The 14,133-nt window shown below is 45.2% G+C and carries 14 protein-coding genes; 3 read left to right on the forward strand and 11 right to left on the reverse strand.

Annotated features, from left to right (window positions below; genetic code table 11):
- Positions 1 to 121: 121 nt before the first annotated feature.
- Positions 122 to 898 (reverse strand): RelA/SpoT domain-containing protein, encoded by a 777-nt coding sequence (locus tag AB4375_RS04085; protein ID WP_017059130.1) that lies wholly within the window; start codon positions 896 to 898, stop codon positions 122 to 124.
- Between the two features lie 324 nt (positions 899 to 1,222).
- Here AB4375_RS04085 and AB4375_RS04090 point away from each other — a divergent pair, with 324 nt between their 5' ends.
- Positions 1,223 to 1,876, forward strand: coding sequence for a thiopurine S-methyltransferase (locus tag AB4375_RS04090; RefSeq protein WP_017069827.1), 654 nt, complete (start codon positions 1,223 to 1,225; stop codon positions 1,874 to 1,876).
- Between the two features lie 113 nt (positions 1,877 to 1,989).
- Here the strand turns inward: AB4375_RS04090 and purT are convergent, their stop codons facing one another.
- The 7 genes from purT to AB4375_RS04125 form a co-directional block, all read right to left on the reverse strand.
- Positions 1,990 to 3,165 carry a formate-dependent phosphoribosylglycinamide formyltransferase gene (gene purT / locus AB4375_RS04095; RefSeq protein ID WP_017069826.1) on the reverse strand — a complete coding sequence of 392 codons (1,176 nt, stop codon included), beginning with the start codon at positions 3,163 to 3,165 and terminating at the stop codon, positions 1,990 to 1,992.
- Positions 3,166 to 3,332: 167 nt separating this feature from the next.
- Positions 3,333 to 4,220, reverse strand: a complete 888-nt coding sequence (gene cdd / locus AB4375_RS04100) for a cytidine deaminase (protein WP_372051062.1) — start codon at positions 4,218 to 4,220, stop codon at positions 3,333 to 3,335.
- Positions 4,221 to 4,506: 286 nt separating this feature from the next.
- Positions 4,507 to 5,184, reverse strand: coding sequence for an LrgB family protein (locus tag AB4375_RS04105; RefSeq protein ID WP_017059134.1), 678 nt, complete (start codon positions 5,182 to 5,184; stop codon positions 4,507 to 4,509).
- Positions 5,185 to 5,186: 2 nt separating this feature from the next.
- Positions 5,187 to 5,558 (reverse strand): CidA/LrgA family protein, encoded by a 372-nt coding sequence (locus AB4375_RS04110; RefSeq protein ID WP_004734867.1) that lies wholly within the window; start codon positions 5,556 to 5,558, stop codon positions 5,187 to 5,189.
- A gap of 25 nt (positions 5,559 to 5,583) precedes the next feature.
- On the reverse strand, positions 5,584 to 7,008 hold the full coding sequence (gene sbcB, locus AB4375_RS04115) for an exodeoxyribonuclease I (RefSeq protein ID WP_017070926.1): 1,425 nt from the start codon (positions 7,006 to 7,008) through the stop codon (positions 5,584 to 5,586).
- A gap of 206 nt (positions 7,009 to 7,214) precedes the next feature.
- Positions 7,215 to 8,063, reverse strand: coding sequence for a sterol desaturase family protein (locus AB4375_RS04120; RefSeq protein WP_372051063.1), 849 nt, complete (start codon positions 8,061 to 8,063; stop codon positions 7,215 to 7,217).
- 87 nt (positions 8,064 to 8,150) lie between these two features.
- The gene (locus AB4375_RS04125) at positions 8,151 to 9,164 is read right to left on the reverse strand and encodes a DUF2804 domain-containing protein (RefSeq protein ID WP_372051064.1); all 1,014 of its coding nucleotides are present in this window, start codon (positions 9,162 to 9,164) and stop codon (positions 8,151 to 8,153) included.
- Positions 9,165 to 9,334: 170 nt separating this feature from the next.
- Here AB4375_RS04125 and AB4375_RS04130 point away from each other — a divergent pair, with 170 nt between their 5' ends.
- Complete coding sequence (locus tag AB4375_RS04130) at positions 9,335 to 10,369, forward strand: AraC family transcriptional regulator (protein ID WP_372051065.1); 1,035 nt, start codon at positions 9,335 to 9,337, stop codon at positions 10,367 to 10,369.
- A 4-nt stretch (positions 10,370 to 10,373) separates the two neighbouring features.
- On the opposite strand, the gene AB4375_RS04135 is transcribed toward AB4375_RS04130, so the two are convergent.
- Both AB4375_RS04135 and AB4375_RS04140 read right to left on the reverse strand, forming a co-directional pair.
- A complete protein-coding gene (locus tag AB4375_RS04135; protein ID WP_372051081.1) occupies positions 10,374 to 11,324 on the reverse strand; it encodes a chromosome partitioning protein ParA in 951 nt (316 codons plus the stop codon).
- A gap of 39 nt (positions 11,325 to 11,363) precedes the next feature.
- The gene (locus tag AB4375_RS04140; RefSeq protein WP_372051066.1) at positions 11,364 to 12,698 is read right to left on the reverse strand and encodes a sphingomyelin phosphodiesterase; all 1,335 of its coding nucleotides are present in this window, start codon (positions 12,696 to 12,698) and stop codon (positions 11,364 to 11,366) included.
- A 415-nt stretch (positions 12,699 to 13,113) separates the two neighbouring features.
- Here AB4375_RS04140 and AB4375_RS04145 point away from each other — a divergent pair, with 415 nt between their 5' ends.
- Positions 13,114 to 13,635, forward strand: coding sequence for a DUF2058 domain-containing protein (locus tag AB4375_RS04145; RefSeq protein ID WP_010441213.1), 522 nt, complete (start codon positions 13,114 to 13,116; stop codon positions 13,633 to 13,635).
- Positions 13,636 to 13,763: 128 nt separating this feature from the next.
- Here AB4375_RS04145 and AB4375_RS04150 read toward each other — a convergent pair whose 3' ends face one another.
- Complete coding sequence (locus AB4375_RS04150; RefSeq protein ID WP_017059142.1) at positions 13,764 to 13,985, reverse strand: hypothetical protein; 222 nt, start codon at positions 13,983 to 13,985, stop codon at positions 13,764 to 13,766.
- Positions 13,986 to 14,133: the final 148 nt, after the last annotated feature.

Genomic DNA, 14,133 nt, shown 5'->3' on the forward strand with positions numbered 1-14,133 from the left:
GAGATCTAAATTTAAACGATCTGATTATTTGGGATAGGAAGTGGAGAGGCTACTCAACAAGTACTAAAAAGGGCTGCGAGTGCAGCCCTTGTGATGTTTATTGGAATAGCCTATCTATGTGTTAAGCCGCTTTAATGTGCGTTGTAATGTACGGTTGCCATGCTTGTTGGTAAAGCTCTAAAGATTGGCGTCGTAGGCTATTGATTTGTGCCGCTTCGATATCGTTGATTGGGCGATGTTCTGCAATTGCGTGACGCTCAATACCTTGGATAATTTCGTACAGCTCGTGCTCAGGACCACTTTTCACATCAGCAATCGCTTTTAAGTGAAGTTGAACCTCTGCAATGATGTTGGTTTTAGGCAAACGAACCAACAAGTTAAGGTCACGGTAGCCAGAGTCAGCTGGTGATTTAAACTTGTTTTTCAGCTTAACAACGTCTGCTTCACGGCTTAACGCTTCGTAAACTTCAACCAAGCTCTCTACATCGTTCGCGATGATAGTTGCACGGGCTAAGTCGGTAATTTTTGTCACATCACCATCAAGCTCAAGGGCGATTTTTTCTTCTGCGCGAGCTTGAGATTTAACGCCAGCAAATAGCGCTTCAGAATTGGTGAGTAGGGCAGTACTTTTACAGATAGTTTCTAGTTCAGCTTGGCCTTGATGCGCTTTGCTGTACAAAATATCGAAGTCGGTGTAAGGCTGAGTCGGGCGTGAGTCGAAGGCTTTGATGCCGTAAAGGCCGCTCAAACTATGACGGAATACGTTTGAAGATACTTGGTTTTGCGCAGGAGTGCGCGTTTGATCTGTTGAACTTGTTGAAACAGGTGCTGCTGCGAATGCAGGCGCTCGGCTCAATACCAAAAGCATTAGGGCCGTCGTACGGAGAAATACACTCATTCAAACTCCAAAATACAAGGTTACAAAAAACGGGTAGTCAAAAGGGGTAACCAGTAACGCACAAGAGTAAAAACAGCTTAACTAATTTCACTACATATTAAATGAGGCTAGCTAAGACAGAAACCAATTCTAACGTTTAATATTGCTTTAAAATGTGAAGATATAGCCAAATAACCCAACCGTTAGTTCCGCAATTATCAGAACTTTGAACTTAGCCAGTTTCTGATTTTATCGAAATCAATTTAGTACTTTAAACCAAGCTAAGGTTGCTCTTACCTCTCTATACTGTACCCTTGCATTATGACTGTTTAACATGAACGAAAGATGAATAATCCTGAATTTTGGCACAATAAATGGGCAGCCAACCAAATTGGTTTCCACCTCGAAGATGTAAACCCACTTCTGATTAAATTTTGGGAAAAGACTGAGCCTAGCTACGAGAAGAGTGTGTTTGTTCCACTTTGTGGCAAAAGTGAAGATCTGATTTGGCTAGCTTCAAAGCATGAAGATGTTCAAGGTGTCGAGTTAAGCCAGATTGCGGTTCGCGCATTTTTTGCAGAGCACCTTTATACCCCGACTGTGACTCAAATTAGCGGTCAGCACGAGCTCTACCAATTCGATGAATTGAGTGTTTACACGGGAGACTACTTCACAGCGCCTATTCAGCCTGTTGACATTATTTATGACCGAGCTTCTTTAGTGGCATTGCCTGAAGAGATGCGAGTGCAGTATGTCGAGCGTTTGAAACAACTACTGAAACCGGGTGGTAAGATTCTTTTGGTAACACTGGATTACGACCAAAACGAAATGGCTGGGCCTCCGTTTAGCGTGCCTAAGCTAGAAATCGATCAGTTGTTCGCAGGTTATAAGATCACATTGTTGAATCAGGACATCGCAGACGATGAACATCCGAAGATTGCTAAGAAAGGCTTGTCTCGCTTCTGTGAAGAAGTGTATTTGATTGAGTCAGACGCTTAAGTTCAGTCTGCTTAGTTAAGCGAACAGATAACACCAACAAAAAGACGGGCTCGATAGCCCGTCTTTTTATGGTTCAGATTTGAACTCGTGATTGTTCAGAATTGAATAGCAGGTTAGTAAATCACTTTTACTTTTGACGCGCTCTCAATTGCATCTTCAATCGCTGTCTCAGTGCTGTTGCGACGAGTAAGCGCCACACCAAGACGACGGCGACCATCGATATCAGGCTTACCAAACAAGCGAACTTGCGTTTGTGGTGCGTCTAGCGCTTCTGCAAGGCCTTCAAAGCGGATATTCGTTGATGTGCCTTGACCAAGGATTACGGCAGAGGCACAAGGGCCGTATTGCGTGATGGATTTGATCGGCATACCCGTAAAGGCTCGTACGTGCAGTGCGAATTCCGATGAGTCTTGAGACATCAATGTTACTAGGCCTGTATCGTGTGGGCGAGGGGATACTTCGTTGAAGATAACGTGATCGCCTTTAACAAACAGCTCTACGCCGAAGATACCGTGACCACCTAGTGCATTAACCACTTGTTCAGCCGTGTATTGCGCCGCTTTAAGTGCGTTGTCTGACATCACTTGTGGCTGCCATGATTCACGGTAATCACCGTCTTCTTGGCGGTGACCGATAGGTGCACAGAAGTGAACACCGTCGACTGCGCGAACGGTTAGAAGCGTGATCTCGTAATCAAAGTCGATGAAGCCTTCAACGATCACACGACCCGCACCAGTACGACCGCCTTCTTGTGCGTAGTCCCAAGACTTCTGAATGTCTTCCTCTGTTTTGATAACGCTTTGACCTTTACCTGAAGAGCTCATTACTGGCTTAACAACGCAAGGCATACCGACGAATTCAACAGCGGCTGAGAAATCTTCAAAGGTGTCTGCAAAGCGGTAAGGAGAAGTGCTCAGTTTTAGCTCTTCTGCGGCTAGACGACGGATACCTTCGCGGTTCATCGTTAGCTTGGTCGCATTCGCAGTTGGAACGACATTTAAGCCTTGCGCTTCTAGCTCTACCAACTTGCTGGTGGCAATAGCTTCAATTTCAGGAACCACATAATCTGGCTTTTCTAGTTCAATGATCGCTTGAAGTGCATCGCCGTCTAACATGTCTAATACATGGCTACGATGCGCAACTTGCATTGCTGGTGCGTCTGCATAACGATCACAAGCAATAACTTCCAAACCTAAACGTTGGCACTCGATAGCAACTTCTTTGCCGAGTTCACCTGAACCTAATAGAAGTACACGAGTAGCATTTTCACGAGTAGCAGTACCAAACATAGAAATTCCTTCCGATCTTTTGAACGATTGATTGAAAACGGGGTGATCATACTTATTTCAATGACAAAAGCAAACGTTTGCGCAAGTTGTTGCGTTAATTACAGGCATAAAAAAAGCAGCCCTGTTAAATAGGGCTGCTTATTTAAATTTTTGTTAATCAGATGTACTTATATTGCTAAGTAAGTCACTGGAATGTCGGGATTAATCGCTTCTAATGTAGATTGCGTATCCGCTAGGTGACTGATGCTACCTTCTGCGATTTCAACCAAAGCAGCACTTTCAATTTGTTCGAAATCGAAGCCAGCCAGTTTAAGTTGAATTAACGCGACTTGCAGAGGTGGTAGGCTCGGGTTGAACGCTGCATTTTCAGCGTAAGCACCGGTGAAAACCTCACCCGACGTCAGTTGTAGTGAAACACCACTTAGGTTTTTGGTGTAAGGAGCATGGCTGCGGTTTAGTGCTGCTAGCGCTTCTACAACAATAGGCGTTGTTTCTTCGGTCGTGTATTTATGATCAAGCTTTGTCATTAAGCCCGTTGTCACACCTAAATCAGCAGGGCCGAACGAGTCTGGCAGGTACTCTTGCAGAGACATTTCATCACGTTGTGGAAGCTGAACTTTAAGTTCTTTTGCTGTTGTCAGTTCGTTCATGAATTGACGACAGTGACCACAAGGACTGAAGTTGATGGTGATATCTGAGATACCTAGTTCGCCTTTCATCCAAGCGTGGCTGATTGCAGATTGCTCAGCGTGAACGGTTTGACCAAGTTGAGCACCAGCGATTTCAAGGTTTGCACCAAAATACAGAGTACCAGACAAACCACGCACGATTGCACCAACATAAAAGTCAGATAACGGAGCGTAAGAATACGCTGCGGCAAAAGGAAGTAGCGCAATACGTAGTTCGTCATCCGCTAGACCACTTGCTTGCAGTAGGCTAGCAAATTGTTCTGGAGACAATGTCGCGTCAAAGTTGTCTGCTAATACGATGTCACTCAAAAGCGCTTTCATTGCTGATGGAGCACTTTCCAGCGCCAGGGTAATACGACTGTTCATGTTGAATCCTTAATTGACCTTAGGCTTTAAGTTTATGCATTGCTCAGGAATTTTCTGTGATAAAGGTCACTATTGAATTGTTGTTGTTACATTGGTTTGCATAATTAGAGTGAGGTCACACTTGAAATCGATTACAAGAGCCATTTATACAGCTGATATCGCACTTATTGCTCGTAAAAGACCGTGACTTGACTGCTATTGCTAAATAAATGCGAATAAAAAGCCCAAACAGACACTGTAATAAACAGCATTCTGGTTGGGCTGAATCGCGTAGTGATCGTTTAGGTTAAGAGTAGAACCAAACCACGAGCGAAAATATACTCGGTGCGATGATTGAGGTAATGACGCCACAAAGCACAAGAGCCAAAGAACTGAATGCTGCATCTTCCTGATTCTTTTCCGCACAAGTCGCGGTGCCTAAAGCGTGAGACACGGTACCCATGGTTAAACCACGGGCGATCGGGCTCTTAATACCAATGAGGTTGTAGATTGGGTAAGCAAAAATTGCCCCAAATAGACCCACAATCAATACCAGTATTGCCGCAATCGCTGCTTCACCACCTAAATGGCTCGATACTTCCATTGCAATTGGCGTGGTGACTGATTTGCCTAACAAGCTCGCAATCAAAGTTAAGTCCGCTTTAAATGCTACTGCGATCACTGCCGTTGTTGTCATCGACATCACACTGCCTAGCGTGCACGCAAAGGTAATGATGCGCCAGTTGGCTCTGATTTGAGGTAGCTGCTCATAAAGTGGGTAAGCAAGTGCAACAACCGCAGGCTGCAGCATGTAGGTAATCCAAGTGTTGTCAGCATAGTAAGTCTCAAACGGTACTCTAAAGAACGTGAGAATCGGAATGATGATACCAATGCTGATAAGCAGGGGGTTACACAGCGGCGAGTTTACTTTTTGACTTACCCAGCGAGCAAATAGGAATACCACGATGGTGAGTAGAATCCACATGATCAGTTACCTCTCGAAAGCAAGCGGTCTAAGAACCATGATAAGGATACTAACACCAATAATGTGCCACCAACGGCGCTCGCCATAATTGGCAATGCGTTCGCGATGAGCATGTCGAAATGATCCATCAACCCAACACTGATCGGAACAAACAGTAAGATCATTAGGCGGATAATCAAGCTTGCACCGGGCTGTACCCAGTGCGAAGGAACAATACCAATCACCATGGCGGCAAACAGAATCAACATGCCAAAAATACTGCCTGGAATTGAGGTATCCAAAAAGTGCTGTAACGCGTTACCTGCTGTAAGTGCACCTATGATTAAGGTGAAGGAGATTAAGCAGTAAACCAGTTGGATCAATCTTTCTTTCAAAGTGTTACGTCTCTTGATAATGGAATTAGCTAGCTAACTTTTCTACGTATTGATAAACCGCCTTCAAGATAGCCATTTTCTTCTCGTCACTTTCATGTTCGTGCGCGAGGTTTTCAAGGTTGAGCATGTACTCTTCTAAACGGCACTCATAAAACTCACGACAATGGTTCGCCCATTTCAATTGCTCAGCTTCGTCGAGCGTCCATGGGAAGTTACGCGCACGGTAACGGAACAGTAACGGTTTAATTCGTTCGTCACTGAAGGTGATATCCAAAGCCGCCAAGTTGTTCGGGTCAGTTTCGCGAATGATGTTCATCGCTGTTTTATCAGCAGGTGAAAAGAAACCGTCGTAAAGGTGTGTATCAACATCATCACTCTTTTCGTACTCGCGCTCTTGTGAATACAGGCCGATCAGTTTTTCGCGGATCTCTGGGTGTTCGCGCAGCAGTGCCAAGTTTTTCAGGCATTGTTGGCGATCGATACCGATGGTTTCAGCATTTTCAGCCGTTAGCGTTTTGGCTGGAGCAAGAATAGGGCACTTGTTTAGCTGAACCAATTTGATGGGTACGGGTAGTTCGTCTTCACCCAGTTCACTGCGTTTGGTATAGAGCCTTTCTCTGAGTTCATCAGCGTCCAGTTCTAACAGTGGGCTTGGATCTTTGGCTAAATCAACCACGATAACGGCATTTTGATTGGTTGGGTGCCAAGCCATAGGCACAATCCAGCTGGTGTAGTTGCAGTCACGGCCAAACATGCCTGAAACGTGCATTAATGGTGTCATGTTTACGATATCAACCAGATCATTCAGCTTACGCTTATGACGCATGTTGTAAAGGTAATCGAACATCTTAGGTTGCGCAGCTTTCAGCTTCTTCGCTAACTCGATGGTCGCAATAACATCGGCCATCGCATCGTGCGCGTTCTCGTGTTCAATGCCGTTTGCCACAGATAGGTGTTCCAGTTTGAAGCTTGGGTAACCTTCTTCGTTCTCTGGCCAAACAATGCCTTCAGGACGCAGTGCGTGAACAGCGCGCATTACATCTAATAAATCCCAACGAGAGTTGCCATTCTGCCAGCTCCACGCATATGGGTCGATGAAGTTTCGGTAACAGGTGTAACGCGTTACTTCATCATCAAATCGAATACTGTTGTAGCCAAGGCTTGTGGTGTTAGGTTTCGCTAACTCAGCATGGATCTTAGCGATAAACTCTGGCTCAGGGAGACCTTGTGAAGCCGCTTTTTGTGGTGTGATACGGGTGATCAGTGCAGCTTCAGGCGCAGGGAGGTAATCAGCGGGAGGTTGGCAATAGATAACCAGAGGCTCTCCAATAACATTGAAATCTTGGTCGGTACGAACACCCGCAAACTGACTCGGACGGTCTTTTGCTGGGCTAACGCCCCACGTTTCGTAATCGAAAAAGAAGTAGGTTGGCTGATTATCTGAACTCATTGAATTTCCTGAACAGCAAGCGCGGAACGTTTACTGTGGCTGAAGGTTAGTTTTGTTCAGTATCTGATAGTATGCGGTACGCGTGCAACCCAGATCACAAATAAATTGCTGGAAAACGGTGCTTTACTATTCAATCGAGTCAGTGGGGAAGGTTTTGAAACCAATTGAGGCGGTTTCTTAGTTAATACAATCTGTCTATCGTCCGTTTAATCCGATGGAGGCGAGAGTATCAACTGGATTTTATGCTTCATGGTTAGCTCTCGGTTCCTCAAATCTTTGAATATGGCCTTCCACTCTTGAAAGGTCACCGTTATCGGATTGAAACTATTTACAGGTTTGGTGACGCCGTAACGTACGGTTTCAACTTCCGGTTCGAACGTACTAAACAACTTATCCCAAATGATCAAAACACCGGCGTAGTTCTTATCGATGTATTGCGGGTTTTTGCCGTGATGCACACGGTGGTGTGATGGGGTGTTAAAGATGTATTCAAGTGGTCCTAAGCTTCGTATCCATTGAGTATGTACGAAGAACTGCAAACCTAGATTGAGAAGCACCACAAAGATGACCCATTTAGGGTCGAAACCTATGATGACGAGCGGCACCCAAAACAACCACATGCCTGCGAATGGGTACATTAAGCTTTGACGGAAAGCCGTACTGAAGTTCATCTGTTCTGAGCTGTGGTGCGCGACGTGTGCTGCCCACATCCAGCGAACACGATGGCTTGCTCTATGGAACCAGTAATAGCAAAAGTCTTGCAACATCATCAACACAATGAAACTCAGCACGCCCATTTCAATGTCCATTAAACGCCAACTAAACATCAAGAGATACAACTGCACGACCAATAACCCGGTGATCAAATCGGAGAGTTGATGCATTCCCGCAAGCGTGAAGTTACACATCACTTCTGAAAGTTTATAGCTGGAATTATCTGGCAATCGACCTTGCTTCTGACCGATAAAATACTCAGCCAACATGCACACCACGAATAAGGGCGCTAATACCAGCAGTAGCCATTCTGGGTGATTGATTAATGGGTCGATATTCATGTTTTATCCTTCTTGAGACGCCATACGCGTTCTTAGTATCAAGTTTACTTCGACTTGCTCGCCTGAGATTCAATCAGCAGAATTTCGCTACCAGCGGGCAAAGTGATCTTCAGTTAGGCCAAGAACACCATCGAGTTGATGTTTCACTCCATTGTTGTCTTCAATCGAGCCAGAAAAGTGACCAATGAACTGACGAAAGTTACTCTTTAACAGCCATAAATTGAGCTTTTCGCTGCGGTTATTGAGGGGTGTAAAGGTCAGGTCTATACGCCCATCTGGTGATGTTATCTGCCAAGGCAAGTTCGTGTCTTGGCGACTGAACGTAAACTGTACCGGGTTAAGCAAGTGTCTGGTTCCATTGACCCATAACACGTTTTCGCAGCCTCCGGTTTCATTCACGCCCGCCGCGAGGTTTAGGCCAATATCTGTGCCATTGGATTGCGTGTTGATGCTTGCCCAGCGCCAACTGGTTTCACGCCTCATGTAACCCGCTGAAAAGTCATATCCGGCACGAGCTTGTTCGAGACCGAGTGATTCTCCTTTGATTTGGATGTCGCCGCTGATGTGCAAAGCATTGTGCTTTTGGGTGTAAGTCCAACCTGAATACCCCGTTGGGCTGCACATCGCCAAGGGCAAGCTATCGGCTTCAGGCTCTAAAGCGATATCGGCCTTGATGAGTTTGGTATTCAATCGAACTTGCCATTGCCCGCCTTCAATATTAAAGGTGATGCTTTGGCCTGCAATGTTTGTCGTTCCGTCAAATGGCGAAGCGGTAACTTGTTTATCAAACCCTAATGGCCTCAACCAAGATGACTCTTCTAGATGGTTGTTTTCAATATCGTACAGATAACAAAATGCCGAGCCTAAGTAGCGAATATCCGCGATTGCCACGCCGATAATGTGCGTTTCGGTGACGATGCTGACAAATTGAAATTGCTTGTAGTGGAAGTGCTTTTGCCAAAGATTTGCTTTTGAATCCATCGAGTTTCGGTAGTCAAAGCTCTCGATGTTCAGGTGCTTGGGGATGCCATCGAAATGTCCAATGATCGGCTGACCATTAGAATCAATCAAACTGTGTGGAGCAGGATTCGTTTTTATCATTGCGATAGTTCACATAAATTTAACAACTAAAGCCATTGTGCGATGAGTAGCGTAGAATTGGGAGGTCATATTCGGACAAGAGCGCGTTACCAATCACGATTTTGTCAACGTGTGTTGCTGAGGCTGAGTAGCCAGGTTTATGGGAATGGGCTCGATATAAGGAGATACTATTGGAGATTATCGCGGAGTATAAGCCAACCGGACATAGGCATCAGTTGGGTACATTAGATATCGCGCTGCTGTTGAATACGTTAGAGCAACGAGGTCTCGATATTGAAAGGCTACTCAATGATGTGGGTTTGCCGAACATGGATTGGCGAGACCCGAATGGAAAGCTGACTTACGCTGATAAACTTGCGTTATTTAGCGTGGCGAATCAGAGCTTTCCTCACGATGGTTTGGGGCTTTGGTTGGGAGAGCACGCTAGCTTGAGCCACTTTGGTGTGTTGGGTTATGCGCTATCAACCAGTCAAAATGTCGGGGAGGCCATCAAGTCGGGCTTCAAGTATTTGCGCCTGAACGGTCCTATCTTCTCGGTTAAATTGTTTCTAGATTCCGAGCAAGCAGTGATTCAGATTGAGAACACATTGGAAGTGGGCGATCTGCTTCCTTTCTGCAGTGAATATTTCTTGAGTTCAATCGTCTCTTTATTCAAAGAGCTGACTGGTCATGAGTTGGATATTCATATTTTGGCTTTGCCTTATACACGCACTAATTACGCCAAGCTCTATGACGATCGTTTCCAGTGCCCTGTAGTTTTTGAGCAGAGCCATTGTGAACTGCGTTTTGATGTATCGGTTTTGTCGCAAACCTTATTGACTCATGATGCAGCGACACTGAAGCGCTATCTTGCGTCTTGCCAGTCGATAATGGAAACGTTGGACTCTGAGCATCTGCTGACTAACCAGATCAAAACGATCTTTTATCAAACCGCAGGCAGTTTCCCGAATATTGAACAACTCGCGGATGAGTTTGGTTGTAGCTCTCGTACACTCAGGCGAGAGCTAGTGACCCATGCATCCAGTTACCAAATATTGCTTACCGAAGTTCGAGTGGAGCTGGCCAAAGAGCTATTACTCGGCACAACCATGAGCATTGATGACATCGGTGAAAGGCTCGGTTATAGCGACCCAGCAAATTTCAGAAGGGCGTTTAAAGGTTGGCTCAATAAAACGCCCGCTCAGTTTCGTGATGGTTTAAGTTAAGGCGTTACTTGCTAAAGAACTGCTCCCTGAAATCGGTGACTTGCTGTTGATAATAACTGTCCCAATCTTGTTGAGTCCAAGTGGCATAACTTGATGAGTGCTGAGAGTCTAAGGTTGCTTTGAGCTGATCCAGTTGCTCGTGATAACTCATCACGGTTTGTTGCTGTTGTGCGACTTGTTGTTCTCGCGCGGCAATGTTGCTGGCCTGCGCTTCATCTAAGTAGGCATCTTGAAGGTCGGCTTTGACTGATGCTACTTCAGCAGGGCTATAGCTGCTGGGTATCAAAGATACTGCCAGTTCATATTTTTGAAGCTGTGTTTCGGCGTTTAACGTGCCCGTATTGTTTTGCCATTCACTAAGCAAATCTTGATAGTTGGCCAAAAACTGGCTCGCTTCGTTCTTTTCAAGGGTGTTAGCGTCAAGCGTAAAATCCAGATGAGCAAACTGGTCAGCGAATAACTGGTGGGCCAACTCTCCCCATACTTGTTGTGCAGATTGCTTGAATAAGGCAACACGATCTTCAAGAGTCTCTATGGATTCAAGTGGGATAGTGCTTTGTGTTAATTGCCAGTCAGCCGATAGCTGCGGATAGTCGCTCAGTAACTCAAACCATATGCCCGGCAATTCTGATTTCAATCGTGCGAGTTGCTCTGCGCAGTCATCGCGTTGTTGGCAAAGCTTCCAGAACCCATCGAGTTCATCGAACAAAGCCTTGCCTTCAAGCTCACTCAAGTTTTCAGCAAGAATTTTACCGTCCAGTGCTCCAGCTTGGGCTTGATTGCTGTGCGATGCGGAGTTTTCCGAACTAGCGGTTGCAGTAGGCGTGGAATTATCGTCATTAGTTGTCGTAGAAACACGCGGCTTAGGTTCTGTGTGTTGAGCAGAAGATAGCGCTGTTTCGTTCGTTTTTGATGACCACGAATAGCCAATAATGCTAGCCGTTAAGACGAGCATTAGGATTAATATAACTCGATGCATTATTGGTTCACCGAGTTACTTGATCACGGCGCTAACAGGGAAGTGGTCTGAAAGGTTGTAGTGCTTCCATAACTCACTGCTTGTTGATCTTGGGACATCCACGCGATTGTAGTTATGCGCTTTAGCGGCATACTCTGAGCTCACTACCACATAATCGAGATACTCAACGTTCTCGCCACCCGACATAGGCTCTCCCGCAAAGTTGTTGATGCGTGGGTCAAAGGTAGAAGCGGTGTAACCTGAGTAGGTTGGTTCGTCAGCTTGCAGGTTAGCGAACATCTGTTGGTAGTCGTCTGGGAACTTGAGCTTGTTCACGTTGAAGTCACCGCTGTAAACCACAGTTTCTGATGCCGGGATATTCAGAGACTGCGCCAGTGCACGCATCTGCTTGAATTGACGTTGTCGGTAATCACGAGCGGTGTCCGTATCGAATGATGCCGTGTGGGTACCGAAAACATGGTAAGCCTGACCATTCTTGATCACTTCCGCGTAGTTAACACCTTTATCAGCAAAGCAATCTGTGCCCGTGCAATCAGGGAAAACATACTGCGCTTCATTAACGATAGGATAGCGGCTGACAATGATCACACCACCGTCGTATATGTTAATCCCATCTTTATCGAGCATTTTAGTTTGATAAGGATACTCTTTCGCAAGCTCACGCAAGAACTCATCTCTGCCGTTAGCAAACACCTCTTGAAGCGCCAACACGTCATAGCCCTTTACATATTGAGGGAGTAGGTCATAGCGGTCACCAATATGTGAAGCGATGGCAGGCAGCGCCCAGATGTTGTAAGTCATGACCTTGAGTGTATTGGCATCCGGCTCTGGTTGCTCATCCACTTTTGGTGGGGTGATGGTGTAATAAATATCATCATAGCACGCTGTAGAATCGGCTTTGAGGGCTAGCTCTGCATTGACCCCGAACGCATCGGTTGTGCTGCGATGAATATTACGATCGTCATGCAATGTTAGGTTGACGTCTGCGGCACTCAAACCATGTTGCAGTGTCGAGTTATACCAATGTCCCTTCATGGTTTGGTTGAGCGTGACACTTTCGCCCACAGCGTTTGATACCACAGTGTCAAACTCATAGGTCTTCCCAGATTTCACACCAGTCCAGCGGTTGAAACTTATCAGCTTCTTCGTCTCCCAAGGACCAATCTGTTCAACATGCTGTTGCCACTCATCACCGAGTTGAAGCAGGTCGGTACCAGTGTGGTTGGCTTGAATGGTCATCACTTGATTGGTGTTATTGGTGAGATACACGTCGGTGTCTGCGATCGCAGAGGTCGAAGCGATTGATGTGGATGCCACAAGTGCAGCTAACCAAGTCCATTGAGTTTTCATCGTTTACGTTATCCTTATTGATTGATGTCTAGAATAACGTAGTCAAGAGTTATGACATTGGAGTTATAACTCTATGGCATTTATTCAAATATGAGATATATGCCAAGGTTTTATAAAATTGATTAACCATTGAAAATTAACATATTGTCTTATCGGAATGATAAGTGGTACGCGCGCGAATAATAGGGTCAGTTAATGCTTTCGAGTCGGTGGAACAGCCAATATTGGCGTGCTTAAGTGAAAACTGTGTGTCGCGGTAAAGTGGAGGTTGTGAGCAACAAGAAGGGAATATGGACACAGCTTAGAGCTATCAGCATAAATTTTGCGATTGTTCTGTAATTTACTCTTGTTCAGTAAACAGAAACCTCAAAAACAGGTATGATAGTGCCGTTTTTAATCCTGAACTGGGAAAGTCATGGCAAAGTTAACACTCCAAGAGCAGATGCTTAAAGCTGGCTTGGTAAATGAGAAAAAATTAAAGAAGGCGAAGAAAGGCTCTAAAAAGTCTCGCGTTCAGTCTCGTGAAGCAAAAGCGGCAGCTGAAGAAACTAAACTGGCGCAGCAAGCGAAAGACAAAGAGCTAAACCAACAGTTGAAAGAACAACAGTTGAGCAAAGAAATTAAAGCTCAAGTGAAGCAACTGATTGAGATGAACAAGATCGAACAGAAGAACGGTGAAATCAAATACAACTTCACCGACGGTACGCTAGTTAAATATCTTTACGTAGAAGAGCTGACTCAAAAGCAACTAAGTAAAGGCATTCTAAGTATTGCTCGTCAAGGCGAGAGCTACGTTGTTATTCCAACAGCAGTAGCGAACAAGATTGCTATGCGCGACGAAGAATCTATCGTTGATACGCAGGCAGGTAGCACAGACGAAGTAGACGAAGATGACCCGTACAAAGACTTCGTGATCCCAGATGATCTAATGTGGTAATCCGTTTTACCTAGCTCCATTTTAATGGTTAGCTAAGTTTACAGGATCTAAGAATGCAGCGAACAATCACTCGATTGGCGCTGCATTTTTTTTGGCGCGAAATGACTTCAACAAATCTTTAATAACGCTTAGTGTTCTGACATGCCGTAAACAAGGCTATCGTTGGCACTTGCATGATCGATAAAATCGGTATTAGCGCGCTGTTCGTGTTGGTCATAGCCATCGAAGTAACAGTCGCCAATTTCATTGCGCGGGCAAACGTGAATGTGGTCTTTGATGACCAGTTCGGTAGAGCAGCATGGGCAGTGTTTTACATGTCCAGTGAGTACCGTAGATCGATTTGGTTTCATACATCCTCCTGATAGGCACTGTAATATGATTGCCTATTTGCACCCTAAGTTACGCAAATTAGTGTGTCGTTATGATTTCATTTTTAAGTCAATAAAAAACGATTCGTAGAGTGAATGTTTAGGTATTAATGTAAATGTAAGAGCAAGA

This window comes from Vibrio sp. 10N.261.51.C6 (assembly GCF_041471785.1).
GTDB classification, from domain to species: Bacteria; Pseudomonadota; Gammaproteobacteria; order Enterobacterales; family Vibrionaceae; genus Vibrio; species Vibrio crassostreae_C.